Consider the following 15,712-nt stretch of genomic DNA (forward strand, 5'->3'; position numbering starts at 1 on the left):
GCTCCTTCTTGGTGATTTCAGGGTGCCACACGGGGCGAGAGCCCGGAGTGGACAGGGGTTTCCGTGGGGAAGTCGGTGGGTGGGGTCGCCGTCGCTTCGGCGGCGGGTGCGGCGGCGGTCGCCGCGGCGGGGATGACGCGGAACACGCGCGCCGTCGCCCCCGGCGCCGTCGTGCCGATGAGCCGGTCGGCCGTGATGCCGATGCTCCAGTCATCCGTCGGCGTCGCGGGGTAGAGCTGCTCGACCCCGCTCGCGTCGAGCGGGATGCTGAGCTCGTCGGCGAGCTCGCCGCGCGACCACACCGCGAGGAGGGTGTCGTCGCCGCTCCGCAGGCCGAGGGCGATGACGTCGTCGGTCCACGCCGGCAGGCCGAGGGGCCAGAACGGCATCGACTCGGCGATGCGCTCGCGCCACGCCTTGTGCACCGTGACCGCCTCGTCGACGAGCGCCGACTGGGCGGCGCGCAGCTGCGGGAGGAAGCCCGCGAGGTAGAGACGCCCGACGATGCCCGAGACGAGCGAGAACGCCGTCTCCTCATCGGTCATGTCGACCGACGGGTACGCCCAGTTGCCGCACTGCTCGGGCGCGATCGACGCCGGCGCCGAGGCCGCGATCGGCGGGTAGAGGCGGTAGTTCTGTTGGTCGCTCGTCGACTGCAGGTGCGTCACCGAGAGCAGCGAGCCGTCCATGCGCATCGCGCCCGAGCTGCAGTTCTCGATGAGGAGCTCGGGGTGCCGACGCTGCACGTCGACGAGCCAGTCGCGGAACGCGCGGGTGTGGCCGAGCAGGCCGTCTCCCGCCGTCTCGGCGGCGACGTCGGTTCCCGCGCCCGGATTGATGTTGTAGTCGAGCTTCAAGTAGCCGATGCCGAAGTCGGCCACGAGGTGATCGACCGTCGCATCGAGGTGGGCGCGGGCGGCCGGGTGGCGGAAGTCGAGGTGGTAGCGACGGTCTTCGCGCACGCGCTCGCCGAACCGGTGGAAGAACGCGTCGTCGGGCAGCGTTCGGGCGACGGGGCTGTCGTGACCGACGACCTCGGGCTCGAGCCACAGGCCGCTCCGCATGCCGCGCGCGTGGATGTGGTCGATGACGGCCGCGAGCCCCGAGCTGAAACGGCCGGGCGCCTCGCGCCACTCGCCGACCGTCGTCCACCAGTCACCGATCGTCGGGTCGGCGAACCAGCCGGCATCGATGCAGAAGTACTCGGCCCCCGCGTCGGCGGCGGCGTCGATGAGCGGGAGGAGCTTCTCGGTGCTCGGCTGCCCCATGAGCGTATTCATGAAGTCGTTGTAGACGACGGGCAATGCGGCATCCACCGGGCGGCGGAGGCGCTGCGTGCGCCGGTAGCGGGTCAGTTCGCCGAGCGCGCCGTCGCGACCCTCGGTCGACGCGGCGAACGCGACCGGTACGGCGTCGAACGAGGCACCGGCCTCGAGGCGGTGGGCGAACTGGTGCTCGAGATCGGTCGGGCCGAGGAGGGTGAGCACGCCGCTCCGCAGCGACTGCGTGATCTCCCAGTGCCACGGTCCGCTCGTCTCGATCTGCCACGCGAGCGCGGTGCCGTCGGGGCGGCTGACGACACCCGTCGGCAGCACCTCGCCCGTCGACCAGGCGCCGTGGCTCGTGCGGGCGAGGCGGCCGCGGCCGTCCTGCGCGTGCGCCGGCAGGTCGAGGAAGGGCAGTTCGTCGCGGAGCGGGGTCTCGCTCCATCGGCCTTCGCCGAGCCACTCGCTCTCGCCCGAGAGGAGCAGCACGTCGTCGAGATCGTGCTCCGATTCGCCGAACGCGAGGCCGAGGGATGACACGGCCGTCACGACCACGGAAGTCGAACCGGTATTGGTGATCGTCGTCTCGACGCGGACGGCGCGGGTTGCCTCGGGGCGGATCAGGGTGGTCGTGGCTTCGAGGCCCGAGACGTCGTCGCGCTGGACGAGGCGGATCGAACCGTCGTCGACGGAGTGCTCGACGTACCGCAGGCGCTCGCCGACGGCGGAGCGGAAGTAGCCCTGACTCGTGCGTGCACGCTGCTCGGCGGCGACGAAGATCTCGATGAGCGGGGCGGCACCGGTTCCGACGAATGCGTTGCCGTCGATCCCTGTGATCGCGACGGGGGCGGCATCGGTGATGCGCAGGTCGAGACCGATCTCGGACACCGAGTCGGTCGCGCTGCGAAGAGCCGTGTCAGTAATGCTGAACCCCTTTGTCTCGCGCCACCGACATCCGTCGCGACGCTGCGTGCTCCCGCTTGCGCGGCGTCCGGACCTCCGTCCGGATAACGTTATCCAAACACAGCGACCGGCAATCGTCAAGCGCGGAAATGATCGGGCCACGCAGGCCGCGGCCGAGCGGCGTCCGTCAGCGCTCTGAGCCGGTCAGCGGGCCGCCGGGCAGCGCGTCGGCGAGAGTGCCGCGCGCGGTCACGCTCGTGAACGGCCACACGAGGGTGCCGTCGAGCTCGATGACGAAACCCTGGGGGTGAGCCTCGCGGTAGAGCGGTTCACCGGGCGGTCGCCCCGCGCTCGCATGTGCGCGGGCGATGACGCCGTCGGGCGTCTCCTCCAGGAAGAGGTACCCGTACAGGGCGACATCCGTGCCGATCGGCAGCGCATCGCGCATTATCTCGGGGCCGACGAAGTCCGCGAAGTAGACGGTGCCCGAGCTCGCACCCTTGATCGTCTCGGCGACCGCGATCTCGACGACGGAAATGGGGATGACGAAGGACGCGTCATCCGGGCCGCCGTCGACGGCGCCGTCGGTGATGCCGGCGACGGTCCCCCGCACGACGATGTCACTGAGTGCGGCGAGCTGGGTCGTCGACGCGATCGGGTCGTGGTCGACGTGCAGCCTGAAGAGTCGCTCGGCCGCATCGGCCGCCGGCGCGGCCGACTCCGACGAGGTCGTGGTCGGTTCGCTCGGGCCGGAGCACCCCGCGAGTGCGAGGCACACCGCGAGGGCGATGAGCGTGCGGCGGGGGTCCATACCCTGTCTGTGTCGTGACCGGCCTCTGTGCCGACACGACGATGCGAATCAGTCGAGGTCGAGGTCGAGGGCGACGCCGCGCACGATCGGGCGGGCGCGGAGGCGCACGGCGGGCGGATCGTCGGTCGCGGCGGGTGCTGCCGCATCGAAGATGAGCGAGAGCGCGGCCTCGCCGAACTTCTCGAGGGGAACCTCGACGGTCGAGAAGAACGGCAGCACATCGCCGAGCATCGGCACGTGGTCGAAACCGCTCACCTCGGGCATCGCGTCGGCGGCGACCCCGCGATCACGGAGGCCCGCGATGACGCCGACGGCCATCGCGTCACTCATCGCGGCGATGACGTCGACCGCTTCGGGCGTCTCGCCGAGGCGCGCGACGGATTCGTACCCGCCGTCGCGCGAGAAGTCGGCGTGCACGACGCGCACCGAGTCGGCGGCGATACCGTCGGCCGCGAGCCCGCGGAGGAACCCGGCGACGCGATCGCGCGAGGTGATCTGATCGTCGGGTCCGGCGACGACCGAGAACGACCGGTGACCCGCCGCGACGAGGCCTCGGGCGAGGGCGAACGCGGCGTCTTCGTTGTCGACGACGACGCGCGGGTAGGGCAGGTCGGAATCGCCGATGACGACCACCCGAGCGCCCTGGTCATGCAGATCGCGAAGGCTCTCATCCATGGCACGCTCGCGCGCGGCATCCGTCGTGCGGCTCGTCGCGAAGATCACGCCGCGGTGCCGCTCACCGCGGAGGGCCCGCAGAAGGCCCTGCTCGCGCTCGGCGTCGTCACCGGTCGCGCGGACGGCGACCGAGATGCCACGGCTCTCAGCGGCGTGCATGACGCCGGCGATCATCGTCGCCGAGCCGAAGTCGTCGATGTCGCTCACGACGAGCGCGAGCGTGCGGGCACGGCCGCCCTTCACGGCCTGCGCCGCGGGGCTCACCGAGTAGCCGAGCTGACGGGCGGCGTCGCGCACGCGCTCACGCAGTTCTTCGCTGCCGCTGTTCGAGCCGCGCACCCCGCCGTTGAGGGCGCGGGATGCCGTGGGGATCGATACCCCGGCGAGCTTCGCCACGTCGGTCAGCGTCGGCGGTTTCGGCTTTCGACCTTCAGCCACGCGGCCTCCCCCTCCGTCGTCAGGACATCGTTTGCCAGCCTAGCGAATCGCTCCGGTAGGTTGGCGGCGTGACTTCCCTCGTCGTGATCTCTGGCTCCGGGCGGTACGCCGACCCGTGGCATCCGTTCGCCGAGACGTCGGCGCGCCTCGCCGAGACCCTCGCCGGCTTCGGCGAGGTGAGCGTCGTCGACGACGTCGACGCGGCCTTCGTGCGGCTCAACACCGAGTCCGCCGACCTCGTCGTCGTGAACATCGGCAACTCGGATGACGATGCGCCGACTCTCGCCGCGCGCGTGGGTCTCGCTGCGCACCTCGAACGCGGAGGCGCCGTGCTCGGCGTGCACTCGGCGGCGACGGCGTTCCCGCAGTGGGCGGTCTGGCCGACCGTGCTCGGCGGCCACTGGGTGCGCGGCACGACATTCCACCCGCCGCAATCGACGTGCACGATCGACGTGGCGGGCGGCGAGTCGTTCGAGACCGTTGACGAGCGCTACACGGCGCTCGAACTGCAGCCCGGCGTAGATGTCATCGCGACGCACGAGCACGAGGGCGAGACGCATCCGCTCGCCTGGGTGCACCGGTTCGGCACCGCGAACGTCGGCTACGTCGGGCTCGGTCACGACGCGGCGGCCTACGACTCCCCCGGTGCCCGTGCGCTCTTCGGTGCGGTCGCGGGGCGCTTGCTCGGTATCGGCTGACCGCCCTGCGGCGAACCGGGCTGCGCGCCCTGGCCGTTGATGCCGCCCATCGGGCCCATCACGACGCGGTCGTAGAGAACGAGTTCGTCGGCGCGCTCGAGGCTCGTGGCGGTCGCCATGATGACCTGCTCGGCCGGATCGAGCGCCCAGCGCACGACGTGGAAGAGGTCACCGCCGGTCTTCTGGCGGAATCGACGGATGATGGCCTTCGGCAGCACGGGGTCGTTGCGCATGACGAGCCACGTGTCGCCGTCGTAGCGAATGGGGCGCGGTCGAGTCATGCCGACATCATCGTCGCGACCACCGACGTTCGCTACCCACTCTGCGCCCGGCGGCCGCTCCGCCTCCCGGCCGGCCGGCCGTCCGATCTCCGCATGTTGCCACTCATGGCCAGTGTGAAGCCCGCGCAACTCGCCACTACTGGCAACACAGATCCGTGGGACGTGGAGTGGGCAGGGCACGAGGGGGGATGACGCGGGCGGGCGATGCGCCTCCGCCGCCTGACGCGCACCGCCGAGCACCCCGATGGTCAGTGCACCCACGCCTTGAGCACGACGAAGACGAAGCCGAACGACGCAGTGACGAGCGCTCCGGCGATTCGCACGATCATCGGGCTTCCTCGGCGCAGGAATGCGATGTATCCGAGGATCGCGAGGATCACGACGCCCGACCAGAGCGCAACCTCGTTGGCGGAATCGTCCGGGATGATCCGGGTGGTACCGGCGAGAAGCACGAGCGCGGGAATCGCAGCGGAGCCCAACATGCCGAGCGAGTGCGTGAGCGACTCGCGCAGCGCGAGTCCGATGTGCATCTGCCGGATGTCCGATTGGGGGTCACCGAGTCGAGCAACGGTGCCCGCGAAGACGTGCGCGCCCCAGAACACGATGACCGTTACGGCCATCGTGATGAGAACGCGGGCCGACTTCTCGCCGTGCAGGGACGACACGGCGATGAGGCCGCTGACGAGCAGGGTTCCGTAGACCGCCGTCTCCGTGCCGAAGCCCGGTCGGAGAATACGGTGCACTCGGAGGATGCCGTGTTCAGGAGTAGAGGAATCAGTCACCGCTCCAGGCTATTGCCGCCCTCAGCAGCAGGCGCAGGTGTCGGCGTTCTCGGTCGTGAGCGACGAGAGAGGTTTCTTGCAGGCATCCCCTCGCCACGCCTCGATGCCCTCGCGCACGGCGAAGGCGGCGATCACGAGCGCCGCGACCGAGTCGGCCCACGCCCAGCCGAGCGTGCTGTTGAGTACGAGTCCGAGCAGCACGGCGGCGGACAGGTACGAGCAGATGAGGGTCTGCTTCGAGTCGGCGACGGCCGAGGCCGAGCCGAGCTCCTGACCCGTGCGGCGCTCGAACAGCGAGAACGCCGGCATGATGACGACACTGACCGCCGCGAGCACGATGCCCACGGCCGAGTGCTCGGCCGGTGAGACGCCAAGCAGCGAACGCACGGCGTCGAACGTCACGAACGCCGCGAGGCCGAAGAACGAGAATGCGATGACGCGCAGCGCGACCCGCTCGCGCCGCTGCGGGTCGCGACCGGCGAACTGCCAGGCGACGGCAGCGGCCGAGAGCACTTCGACGATCGAGTCGAGCCCGAACCCGATGAGCGCGGCCGACGAGGCCACGGTTCCCGCGGCGAGCGCGATGATCGCCTCGACGACGTTGTAGGCGATCGTCGCCGCGACGATCCAGCGGATGCGCCGCTGCAGCACCGACCGCCGCTCGGGCGTGACCACGCTCATGCGCACGTGCATCCGTCGCCCGAGCAGCAGTCGGGGTCGACGACGAGCACGAGCCGCAGCAGATCGCCGAGTGCGTCGGCAAGCTCCGCGTCGGCGAGGCGGTACCAGGTGTTGCGCCCGTCCTTCACGCCCTCGACGAGGCCGCACCCGCGCAGACACGTGAGCTGGTTCGACATGACCTGCCGTGAGACGCCGAGCGCCTCGGCGAGATCGGACGGAGTGGCGGGCGCGTCGCGCAGCGCGAGGAGGATGCTCGCCCGCGTCTCATCGGAGAGCGCAGAACCCAACCGCGCGAGAGCCGCCGTGTGGGTGAGGGTCGCCGTTCCGGTCATGCTCGCAACAGTACACGGAATGCTGTATTAATAACCGCTTGTTAGCCTGAAACGGATGACGCGCGCGAAGTTCACCGATATTCCGTGGGCGGCGTGGGTCATGTCACGGGCATTCGCGAAGAATCGCACCCTCGCCGTGCTCGCCTGGCCGACCGCCCTGCTCACGCTCCTGCCGTACGCCCTGCGGCGCACGGTCCATCTGAGCGACGATCGCACCGGCATGGTCATCGTCGCGCGCTGGCGCCTCGTGCTCGACTTCGCGCTGACGTTCGCGATCATGATCCCGCTCTACGCCGTCATCATCGTGCTCGCCATCGCCGCGTCGTCGATCACGGTGTTCGGCTTCCTCGGCGTCTTCGCCGTCGTCTCGGTGTTCTTCGCCATCGGCATCGTGACGCTCACCGGCCGGACGAGTGCGTTCACGTTCCCCGTCGGGTCGGAGACACCGCGGACAGGGCCGCTGTGGCAGGTCGCGGGCCTCGCACAGCTTCCGGGCACACGCCTCTCGGCGCTGATGATCGCTCGCCGAGTCATCCGTTCCCTGCCGCCCGGGTCGGTCGTCGCGACGGTCGCCGCGAGCGAGGAGCTCCTCGACGCCTACGTGCGCTGGGGCTTCACGCGCGGGCAGAGCCGACGCGCGTTCCTCGTCGTCTGAGCCGGCCTGAGCAAGCAGGGCGCTCGCAGGACAGGCCAAGATAGGAGGTGCGGACCTCCATCGCAGCGCCCGGCGCGATGGCGGTCGCGTAGAGGATGGTGCACGGCTGTGGAAGAAGGCGTCGACGTTGTCGCCCTGGCGCGGGATGCCCTGAGCCGTGATCGGCTCGACAAGCTCGCACTCCTCATCAGCGACTACCCGCTCGAGACGTGGTTCGGGATGCCGTCGGACGAGTTCCACATCATGCTGCGCTCACTGCAGGGCAGCACGGTGCGCCTCAGCCCGATCATCGCCCTGATGATGCGCGGCTTCACCGCACTCGGCGATTCGAGCGATGTCACCTCGGCGCCGTCGACGGGAATCGACGTTCCCACGAAGGAGGGTTTCTCGTTCGTGAGGGCGGGCAAGGCGCGACTCGCCGGCGACCCGGTCACGGCGTTCCAGATGATGCGCGGGCTCCGACTCGTGACCGAGGCGGTTCCGCGCCTCATCGACCCCACTCGAGGCCAGCGGGCGTTCGTCCTCCTCCAGTCGGCGATCAGCGGGATGCTCGCCGGCCGATTCGTCGAAGCGCTCACCCTCTTCGAGAAGGCGTCGAGCGGGCCGATACCCGGCCCCTTGGGTTTCTTCCGCCGTGACGCGCATCTGCGAAGCGCGATGATCCACGCTCTGTACGGGGACGACGCCACAGCGCGGCGTCACCTCGAGCACGCTTCCCGCGAGAGTCGCACGCGCAGCTGGGTCGAGGAGCACCTCGACGCGGACGAGAGACTGGTGCTCGCCCTGCTCGCCCCGGAGGGTGACACGCGTTCGGCCTTCGACGACATCGCGACGCTGCCGATGTCGATGATGGGTGAGATGTGGCCGTTCTACCTCGACGGCATCTATCGACTCGCCCTTCGCATGGGCAACCGTGTCGAGGGACGAACCCGCGTGAAGCAGCTCGCCGCGACGGGGCTCACGACCTCGCCGGGTACGGGCTACGCGGGGAGCATCGTCGGGATGATCCTGGCGACCGACGCCCTGCTCTCGGGTACGCCCGGCCTCGTTCGCGCCGAACTCGACGGCATCGATCAGCGGTTCTGGCTCGTCAGGCTTCTGAACGCACTGCACCCGAGCTCGACGCCGGCCAAGTCGATACGCACGGCGCGCTCGCTCGCGTCGCAGACCCGGGGGCTCGATGAAGCCGAGGACCTGCGCCTGACCGTGCTCGCGGTCGCGCACTCCGCGCGGGGCGATGTCCCCTCGGCCGCCGACGCCGCGGCAGCCCGACGAGGCCGCCGCGACTCGGTGAGCGATTCACTGCTCACCGTGCTCGCCCCCGACCTCATGACAACGAGCGGCCTCGCGACCGCAGACGACCCGGTGAACCGACTCGAGTCCGCGACGCCGCGCCTGACGCCGAGGGAACTCGACGTGCTCACCCTCGTCGCCGAGGGACTCGGTCGATCGGAGATCGCGGAACGCCTCTACCTGTCCGTGGATACGGTGAAGTCGCATCAGCGCACGCTCTATCGCAAGCTCGACGTCAACAGAGCGTCGGCCGCGATCCTCGAGGCCCGCCGGCTCGGTCTCGTGTAACGCCTCACCCGGTGCGGGTGCGCTGCACGGCGTCGAAGGTCGACTTGAGGGCGTCGACGGCGGCGTCGTAGTTCGACTGGGCGACACCGATGAAGAGGCAGTCGGCGACCATGAGCTGCGCGATGCGACTGCCGAGCGCGCCCGAGCGGAACTGCGTCTCGCGCGCCGCGGTCAACAGCACGACGTCCGCGTGCCGCACGAGCGCCGAGCTGCCGTGGTTCGTGATGGCGATCGTCTTCGCGCCGGAGGCCTGCGCGAGGCGCAGGAACTCGACGGTGTCGGCCGTCTCGCCCGAGTGCGAGATCGCGATGGCGACGGTGCCGGGCGTGAAGACGGCGGCCGCTGTCCAGGCCGCGTGACTGTCGGGCCACGTGAGCGCGACGCGGCCGATGCGGCTGAGCTTCCGCTGCAGGTCGAGCGCGACGATCGAGCCGGCGCCGACTCCGAAGGTGTCGGTGCGTGTCGAGCCCGCGACGAGGTCGACGGCACGGCGGAGCGCGTCGGTGTCGAGAGCCTGGGCGGTGTCGGAGATCGAGAGCGTCTCGGAGCGCGCGACCTTCGCGATGACGGCGTCGAGGTCGTCGTCGCGGTCGATGTCGCGCACCTCGTCGGGGAAGTCGGCGTTCTCGAGACGTTCACGCAGCGATTCGCGCGTGAGGTCGAGGCGGAGATCCTGGAAGCGCGTGTACCCGATGCGCTGGTAGAAGCGCACGAGGGTCGTCGTCGACGTTCCCGCCGCGTCGCAGATCTCGGCCATCGACCGCGCGGCGAATCCGGCGGGGTCGTCGAGGATGAGTTCCGCGATGCGCCGTTCCGCGGGCCGCAGGCCCGGTAGAGCCGAGCGGATGCCGACGAGAACCGTCCGGGAATCGCGTTCGTTGCGCGTGTCCGACGCCATGGTCTTCCTCTCCTCACGTGCTTCGCAGCCTAGGCCACACATGTTTCCTCGAACCCGCGAGGTATAGAAGTTACATACTTGAAACCTTAACGGGGAAATAAATAACCTAAGGTAGTCGCAAGCCCCGGCCCGGCAGAGGGTCATCATCGCCAAGGAAGGTATGAACATGACTCAACGCAAACGACGCGTGCAGGCCGGACTCGCGGCCCTCGGAGTCGCCACCGCGACCGCTCTCCTCGTGAGCGGGTGCACCGGCACGTCGACGGCCACGCCGAGCGGCACTCCGAACGCCGACGGCACCCTCGTGATCGGCGTCACGACCGACGCCAACACGCTCTACCCGTGGACGACGACGCAGTTCCAGGCGACGAACGTGCTCCAGAACATCTACGGCACGCTCACCGAGTTCGACGAGAACCTCGAGGTCGTGCCCGGTCTCGCCGAGTCGTGGGAGACATCGGAAGACGGCCTCACCGTGACCTTCACGCTCCGCGAGGGCGTCACCTACTCGAACGGCGCCGCCTTCGACTCGGCCGACGTCGTCGCCTCGCTCACCGCGATCAAGAACCCCGACACGGCAGCCGTCTCGGCCACGAACCTCGCCTCGGTGAGCACGATCGAGGCCCCCGACGCGAGCACCGTCGTGCTGACCCTCTCGGCTCCCGACGCCGCTCTCGTGTCGAAGCTCGCGCCCGTCACCATGGCGATCCTCGACTCCGACGACACCGCAGCGACCCTCGAGACGGCTCCCAACGGCACCGGCCCGTACATGCTCGACGAGCGGAAGCCGAACGAGTCGATCTCGCTCGTACGGAACACCGACTACTGGGGCGACACCCCGGGCCTCGGCGGCATCGAGTTCCGCGTCATCCCCGACGAGGCGGCGATCGTCTCGGCTCTCCAGTCGGGCAACGTGCAGATGGCCGTCTTCGACGACGCCCTCGTCGCCGACACGATCGGCGCCTCGGCGGAGGTCGCGAAGACCCCGCAGCTCAACTACCACGCGCTGCAGTTCAACTCGCGGAAGGCCCCGTTCGACAACCTCGACCTGCGCCTCGCGATCCAGTGCGCGATCGACCGCCAGCAGGTGCTCGACACCGCCGCTCTCGGCGAGGGCGAAGTGACCGGCCCGATCACGTCGCCCGCATTCCTCTCCGACCCCGACGCCCGCCCGTGCCCCGAGGCCGACATCGAGACCGCCGAGAAGCACCTCGCCGACGCGGGCTACGCCGACGGCATCACGATCGACGCGATCGTCATGCAGGACGGCTACTCGACCGCCGTCGCCGAGGCCGAGAACGTGCAGGCCCAGCTTGCCGAGATCGGCATCACGCTGAACCTCGAGGTGCTCGAGTCGGGCGCCTACGTCGACCGCTGGGTCGCCGGCGACTTCGGCGCGGCCTTCGCCCTCAACGGCGGACAGCCCGACCCCGACGCCATGTACGGCCGCTACTTCACGAGCACCGGCAATCTGAACGCCGTCGCCGGGTACAGCTCCGACACGCTCGACGCCCTCTTCGCGGCGGGCAAGGCGAGCAACGACCTCGACGAGCGCAAGCAGATCTACGCGGATGTCTCGAAGGAACTCGAGGACAACGCCGTCTGGGTGTGGCTCTTCACGGGCTACAACTACACGGCGACCGCGCCGAGCGTGCAGGGCTTCACGCCGCTGCCGAACGGTTCGCTGCAGTACCTGCGCGACACCACCATCACCGGCTGACCGCGATTCGACACGGGTGGTGCGGGAGTCCGCTCCCGCACCACCGCCCCCTCCTGGAGAACCCATGCGAAAACTGCTCGCGAATCCGCTCGTGCGGCGGATCGGCGGCGCGATACTGACTCTCGTCGGAGTCGCCATCGCCGTCTTCATCATGCTGCGCGCCATTCCCGGCGACCAGATCACGGCGGCGTTCGGCACCGAGGCCGCCGCGCTCTCCCCCGAGCAGCGCGCAAGCCTCGAGGCGTACTACGGCCTCGACCAGCCGCTCATCGTGCAGTTCTTCACGTGGCTCGGCAGCCTGCTCACGGGAAACCTCGGCTTCTCGGCGCGAGCGCAGCAGAGCGTGCTCGAGATGACGGCGGCGGCGCTGCCCGTCACCCTCGAGCTCGCGCTCCTCTCGATCGTGCTCGCGTTCATCATCGGCGTGCCGCTCGGCATGCTCTCGGCCTCGCGCCCCAACGGCTTCCGTGACTTCTTCGGCCAGGCCGTCGGCCTCGCCGGTCTCGGCATCCCCGCCTTCCTCCTTGCGACGACGCTCCTCGCCATCACCGCGACGAGCTTCGGCTTCAACCCGAACGGCCTCGGCTACGCCCGGCTCTTCGACGATCCGCTCCTGAACCTCCAGCAGATGCTCATGCCGGCCCTCGTGCTCGGCTTCGGCATCGCCGCGCCGATCATGCGGACGACCCGCACGGCCGTGCTCGAGGTGCGTTCGCTCGACTTCGTGCGCACCGCTCGCGCGAAGGGTGTTCCCCCGCGTCGCCTGCAGATCCATCACGTGCTGCGCAACGCCCTCGTGCCGATCGTCACCATGACGGGTCTGCAGTTCGGTTATCTCCTCGGCGGCGCCGTGGTCGTCGAGCAGATCTTCTCGCTGCCCGGCATCGGCCGCCAGGTGCTGCTCGGCATCAACCAGAAGGAGTTCGCGGTCGTGCAGAGCACGGTGCTCGTGATCGCCCTCCTCTTCGTCATCGTCAACCTCCTCACCGACCTGCTGTATCGGGTCATCGACCCCCGGGTGCGCGCATCATGACCGAGACCATCGCGCCGAACGGCGCCGAACGACGACTTCCCCGCGCGGGACGGAACCGCTCGCTGAGCGGCCTCCTCCGCAGCCCGAGCGGCCTCGCCGGGCTCATCATCACCGGCCTCCTCGCGGTACTCGCGATCCTCTCGCTCCTCGGCTGGCTGCCCTACGATCCGGCCGCGCAGAACGCCGCGGCGCGACTGCAGCCGCCGAGCATGGAGCACTGGTTCGGCACCGACCAGTTCGGCCGCGACATCTTCTCGCGCACGGCCTCGGGCGTCGGCAACTCCGCGCTCGTCGCCGTCGTCGCTGTGACGTTCGCCGCGGTCGTCGGCACGATCGGCGGCATCACGTCGGGCTACCTGCGCGGCGTCTCCGACAGTGTCATCGGCGGACTCAGCAACGTGCTGTTCGCGTTCCCGCCGCTGCTGCTCGCACTGACCCTCGCGTCGGTCTTCACCCGCAACTGGTTCACGATCGCCGTCGCGATCGCCGTCGTTTACACGCCGATCTTCGTGCGTGTGACGCGCGGCCCCGTGCTCTCGCTGCGCGAGATCGACTACGTGAACGCGGCGAAGGCGACCGGCATGCGCGCGGGTTCGATCATGGCGCGGCACATCCTGCCGAACATCACCGGCATCATCATCGTGCAGGTCACGCTCTCGCTCTCGTGGGCCGTGCTCACCGAAGCGTCGCTGAGCTTTCTCGGCCTCGGAACACCGCCGCCCGCGGCATCCCTCGGCTCGATGATCTTCGATGCCCGCACCCTCGTGACCGTCGCGCCGTGGACCCTGTTCGCGCCCGGCACCATCCTCATCCTGCTCGTGATCGGCCTGAACCTCCTCGGCGACGGCTTGCGCGATGCGCTCGACCCGTCCAGAAGGGGACGCCGATGACGACGACAGGCACCGGCCTCGAAGGCCTCACGACCGAAGCGGTCGATCCGCGATTCGATGCGATCGACCTCATGTCGATCTCCGAGCTCGCCGCTCTCATGAACGACAACGACCACGTCGTGCCGACGGCGGTGCGCTCGGCCTTGCCGCAGATCGTGCCCGCGCTCGAAGCGGCGACCGCACGCATGCAGCAGGGCGGCCGGCTCGTCTACGTCGGCGCGGGAACGCCGGGGCGCATCGGCGTGCTCGACGCCTCCGAGTGCCCGCCGACGTTCTCGACGCCGCCCGAGCTCGTCTTCGCGGTCATCGCGGGCGGGCCCGAGGCGATCGCGGGTGCGGTCGAAGGCGCAGAGGATGACGCGGAGGCCGGCGCCGCATCGATGGATGAGACGCAGATCGGCCCCCTCGACACCGTCGTGGGCATCGCGTCGAGCGGCCGCACACCCTTCGTCGTCGCGGCCGTGCGCCGTGCCCGCGAACGCGGCGCCCTCACCGTCGGGCTCTCGTGCAACTCCGACACCGCGCTGAGCGCCGAGGCGGAGCACGGCATCGAGGTGCTCGTCGGCCCCGAGCTCGTGAGCGGGTCGACGCGGCTGAAGGCCGGCACGGCTCAGAAGCTCGTGCTCAACATGTTCTCGACGATCCTCATGATCCAGCTCGGCAAGACGTACGGAAACCTCATGGTCGACGTCACGGCCTCGAACGCCAAGCTCAAGCTGCGCGCGACGGGTATCGTCGCCCGCATCACCGGTGTCGACGTCGACACGGCGCGCGAGGCTCTCGAGGAGTCGGGGTACATCGTCAAGCGCGCGGTGCTGAAGATCGCGCGCGGCATGGACGCCGACCGCGCCGATTCGGCACTCCTCGAGGCGGGCGGCCGCCTCCGAATCGCTCTGGAGGCGAATCGATGAGAATCCTCGGCATGATCTCGGGCACCTCGCACGACGGCATCGACGTCGCCGTGGTCGACCTGGTCGAGCGAGACGGCACTCTCGAACTCGCACTGCGCCACCGCGACGCGGTCGCCTACGAGCCGGGCCTCCGCTCCCGCATCATCGCGGCGCTGCCCCCGGCATCCGTCGACCTCGCCGAGGTCTGCGCGCTCGACACCCTCATCGGTCAGGCGTTCGCCGAGGCCGCGGCGGCCGCGTGCGACGCGGCGGGAGCCGTCGACCTCATCGTCTCGCACGGCCAGACGGTGTTCCACTGGGTCGAGGGCGACCACGCCCTCGGCACGCTGCAGCTCGGACAGCCCGCGTGGATCGCCGAGCGCACGGGCGTCGCCGTCGTCTCCGACGTGCGCTCGCGCGACATCGCCGCGGGCGGCCACGGTGCTCCGCTCGCGTCGACGATCGACGCGCTGCTGCTCGCCGGGCGGCCCGGCCGCCCCGCCGCTCTCAACCTCGGCGGCATCTCGAACGCGACCGTCGTCGACCCCGAGTCGGTGCGCGCGTGGGACATCGGTCCCGCGAACGCCCTGCTCGACGCCGTGATCGTCGACCGGTCGGCCCACCCCGCGGGGTACGACGACGGCGGAGCCCTGGCCGCAGCCGGCACGGTCGACGAGGCCCTGCTCGCCGTGCTGCTCGAGGAGCCGTACTACCGGGTCGCTCCGCCGAAGAGCACGGGCAAGGAGCTCTTCCACCTCGACTACGTGAACGACGCCCTGCGCCGCAGCGGCCGGGAGGACATCGCGACGAACGACCTCCTCGCGACGCTCGCGCGACTCACGATCGTCACCGTCGCCGATGCCCTCGTGGCCGACGGCGTGACCGAGATCTTCGTCTCGGGCGGCGGGGCGCACAACCCCGTGCTGCTCGGCGGCATCGCCGAACTCACCGGCGCGATCCTCGCCCCGACCGACGCCCTCGGCCTGCCCGGCGACGACAAAGAGGCCGTGCTCATGGCCGTCATCGGCTGGATGACGGTGCACGGCGTGCCCTCCTCGATCCCCACGGCCACGGGTGCCCGCGGCTCGCGCCTGCTCGGCTCGATCACGCCCGGCGCACGCCCGCTCGCGTTCCCGGCGCCCGTCACGGCGCCGACGGCTCTCCGGGTGGTCGACTGAC

General features: G+C 70.0%; 16 protein-coding genes. 8 read left to right on the plus strand and 8 right to left on the minus strand.

Annotated elements, in window-relative coordinates:
• Window positions 1-17: 17 nt before the first annotated feature.
• The 3 genes from BJ972_RS09880 to BJ972_RS09890 form a co-directional block, all read right to left on the minus strand.
• Window positions 18-2,153, minus strand: a complete 2,136-nt coding sequence (locus tag BJ972_RS09880; RefSeq protein ID WP_241830707.1) for an alpha-galactosidase — start codon at window positions 2,151-2,153, stop codon at window positions 18-20.
• A gap of 202 nt (window positions 2,154-2,355) precedes the next feature.
• A complete protein-coding gene (locus tag BJ972_RS09885; RefSeq protein WP_129172603.1) occupies window positions 2,356-2,979 on the minus strand; it encodes a hypothetical protein in 624 nt (207 codons plus the stop codon).
• 48 nt (window positions 2,980-3,027) lie between these two features.
• Window positions 3,028-4,092 carry a LacI family DNA-binding transcriptional regulator gene (locus tag BJ972_RS09890; protein ID WP_129172602.1) on the minus strand — a complete coding sequence of 355 codons (1,065 nt, stop codon included), beginning with the start codon at window positions 4,090-4,092 and terminating at the stop codon, window positions 3,028-3,030.
• Between the two features lie 68 nt (window positions 4,093-4,160).
• On the opposite strand from BJ972_RS09890, the gene BJ972_RS09895 reads away from it, so the two are divergent.
• Window positions 4,161-4,790: a ThuA domain-containing protein gene (locus tag BJ972_RS09895; RefSeq protein WP_129172601.1), complete on the plus strand. Its 630-nt coding sequence runs from the start codon at window positions 4,161-4,163 to the stop codon at window positions 4,788-4,790.
• On the opposite strand, the gene BJ972_RS09900 is transcribed toward BJ972_RS09895, so the two are convergent.
• From BJ972_RS09900 to BJ972_RS09915, 4 genes are all read right to left on the minus strand, one after another.
• Window positions 4,724-5,071, minus strand: a complete 348-nt coding sequence (locus tag BJ972_RS09900; protein WP_129172600.1) for a hypothetical protein — start codon at window positions 5,069-5,071, stop codon at window positions 4,724-4,726. The genes BJ972_RS09895 and BJ972_RS09900 overlap by 67 nt on opposite strands.
• Before the next feature lie 248 nt (window positions 5,072-5,319).
• Window positions 5,320-5,853 carry a hypothetical protein gene (locus tag BJ972_RS09905; protein ID WP_129172599.1) on the minus strand — a complete coding sequence of 178 codons (534 nt, stop codon included), beginning with the start codon at window positions 5,851-5,853 and terminating at the stop codon, window positions 5,320-5,322.
• A 21-nt stretch (window positions 5,854-5,874) separates the two neighbouring features.
• Window positions 5,875-6,534: a cation diffusion facilitator family transporter gene (locus tag BJ972_RS09910; protein WP_241830706.1), complete on the minus strand. Its 660-nt coding sequence runs from the start codon at window positions 6,532-6,534 to the stop codon at window positions 5,875-5,877.
• A complete protein-coding gene (locus BJ972_RS09915; RefSeq protein ID WP_129172597.1) occupies window positions 6,531-6,866 on the minus strand; it encodes an ArsR/SmtB family transcription factor in 336 nt (111 codons plus the stop codon). The genes BJ972_RS09910 and BJ972_RS09915 overlap by 4 nt, the downstream gene beginning before the upstream one ends.
• Before the next feature lie 55 nt (window positions 6,867-6,921).
• Here BJ972_RS09915 and BJ972_RS09920 point away from each other — a divergent pair, with 55 nt between their 5' ends.
• Entirely contained in the window at window positions 6,922-7,521 is a 600-nt protein-coding gene (locus tag BJ972_RS09920) for a hypothetical protein (protein WP_129172596.1), read from the plus strand.
• Between the two features lie 108 nt (window positions 7,522-7,629).
• The gene (locus BJ972_RS17680; RefSeq protein WP_129172595.1) at window positions 7,630-9,102 is read left to right on the plus strand and encodes a LuxR C-terminal-related transcriptional regulator; all 1,473 of its coding nucleotides are present in this window, start codon (window positions 7,630-7,632) and stop codon (window positions 9,100-9,102) included.
• A gap of 4 nt (window positions 9,103-9,106) precedes the next feature.
• Here BJ972_RS17680 and BJ972_RS09930 read toward each other — a convergent pair whose 3' ends face one another.
• The gene (locus tag BJ972_RS09930; protein WP_129172594.1) at window positions 9,107-10,000 is read right to left on the minus strand and encodes a MurR/RpiR family transcriptional regulator; all 894 of its coding nucleotides are present in this window, start codon (window positions 9,998-10,000) and stop codon (window positions 9,107-9,109) included.
• Between the two features lie 166 nt (window positions 10,001-10,166).
• Here BJ972_RS09930 and BJ972_RS09935 point away from each other — a divergent pair, with 166 nt between their 5' ends.
• The 5 genes from BJ972_RS09935 (at window position 10,167) to BJ972_RS09955 (ending at window position 15,711) form a co-directional block, all read left to right on the plus strand.
• The gene (locus BJ972_RS09935) at window positions 10,167-11,720 is read left to right on the plus strand and encodes an ABC transporter substrate-binding protein (protein ID WP_129172593.1); all 1,554 of its coding nucleotides are present in this window, start codon (window positions 10,167-10,169) and stop codon (window positions 11,718-11,720) included.
• A 64-nt stretch (window positions 11,721-11,784) separates the two neighbouring features.
• The gene (locus BJ972_RS09940) at window positions 11,785-12,753 is read left to right on the plus strand and encodes an ABC transporter permease (protein WP_129172592.1); all 969 of its coding nucleotides are present in this window, start codon (window positions 11,785-11,787) and stop codon (window positions 12,751-12,753) included.
• Complete coding sequence (locus tag BJ972_RS09945) at window positions 12,750-13,643, plus strand: ABC transporter permease (protein ID WP_129172591.1); 894 nt, start codon at window positions 12,750-12,752, stop codon at window positions 13,641-13,643. The genes BJ972_RS09940 and BJ972_RS09945 overlap by 4 nt, the downstream gene beginning before the upstream one ends.
• Window positions 13,640-14,554 (plus strand): N-acetylmuramic acid 6-phosphate etherase, encoded by a 915-nt coding sequence (gene murQ / locus BJ972_RS09950; RefSeq protein ID WP_129172590.1) that lies wholly within the window; start codon window positions 13,640-13,642, stop codon window positions 14,552-14,554. Before BJ972_RS09945 ends, murQ begins: the two co-directional genes overlap by 4 nt.
• An 11-nt stretch (window positions 14,555-14,565) precedes the next feature.
• A complete protein-coding gene (locus BJ972_RS09955; RefSeq protein WP_257022737.1) occupies window positions 14,566-15,711 on the plus strand; it encodes an anhydro-N-acetylmuramic acid kinase in 1,146 nt (381 codons plus the stop codon).
• The last annotated feature ends 1 nt before the right edge of the window (window position 15,712 follow it).

Origin of the sequence: Agromyces atrinae (assembly GCF_013407835.1) — a bacterium.
Lineage (GTDB): Bacteria > Actinomycetota > Actinomycetes > Actinomycetales > Microbacteriaceae > Agromyces > Agromyces atrinae.

Excerpts from the sequence above, each read along its gene's own strand:
- BJ972_RS09885 (WP_129172603.1), bottom strand. The coding sequence starts at position 2,979 with ATGGACCCCCGCCGCACGCTCATCGCCCTCGCGGTGTGCCTCGCACTC.
- BJ972_RS09900 (WP_129172600.1), bottom strand. The coding sequence starts at position 5,071 with ATGACTCGACCGCGCCCCATTCGCTACGACGGCGACACGTGGCTCGTC.
- BJ972_RS09910 (WP_241830706.1), bottom strand. The coding sequence starts at position 6,534 with ATGAGCGTGGTCACGCCCGAGCGGCGGTCGGTGCTGCAGCGGCGCATC.
- BJ972_RS09915 (WP_129172597.1), bottom strand. The coding sequence starts at position 6,866 with ATGACCGGAACGGCGACCCTCACCCACACGGCGGCTCTCGCGCGGTTG.
- BJ972_RS09920 (WP_129172596.1), top strand. The coding sequence starts at position 6,922 with ATGACGCGCGCGAAGTTCACCGATATTCCGTGGGCGGCGTGGGTCATG.
- BJ972_RS09930 (WP_129172594.1), bottom strand. The coding sequence starts at position 10,000 with ATGGCGTCGGACACGCGCAACGAACGCGATTCCCGGACGGTTCTCGTC.
- BJ972_RS09935 (WP_129172593.1), top strand. The coding sequence starts at position 10,167 with ATGACTCAACGCAAACGACGCGTGCAGGCCGGACTCGCGGCCCTCGGA.
- BJ972_RS09940 (WP_129172592.1), top strand. The coding sequence starts at position 11,785 with ATGCGAAAACTGCTCGCGAATCCGCTCGTGCGGCGGATCGGCGGCGCG.
- BJ972_RS09945 (WP_129172591.1), top strand. The coding sequence starts at position 12,750 with ATGACCGAGACCATCGCGCCGAACGGCGCCGAACGACGACTTCCCCGC.
- murQ (WP_129172590.1), top strand. The coding sequence starts at position 13,640 with ATGACGACGACAGGCACCGGCCTCGAAGGCCTCACGACCGAAGCGGTC.
- BJ972_RS09955 (WP_257022737.1), top strand. The coding sequence starts at position 14,566 with ATGATCTCGGGCACCTCGCACGACGGCATCGACGTCGCCGTGGTCGAC.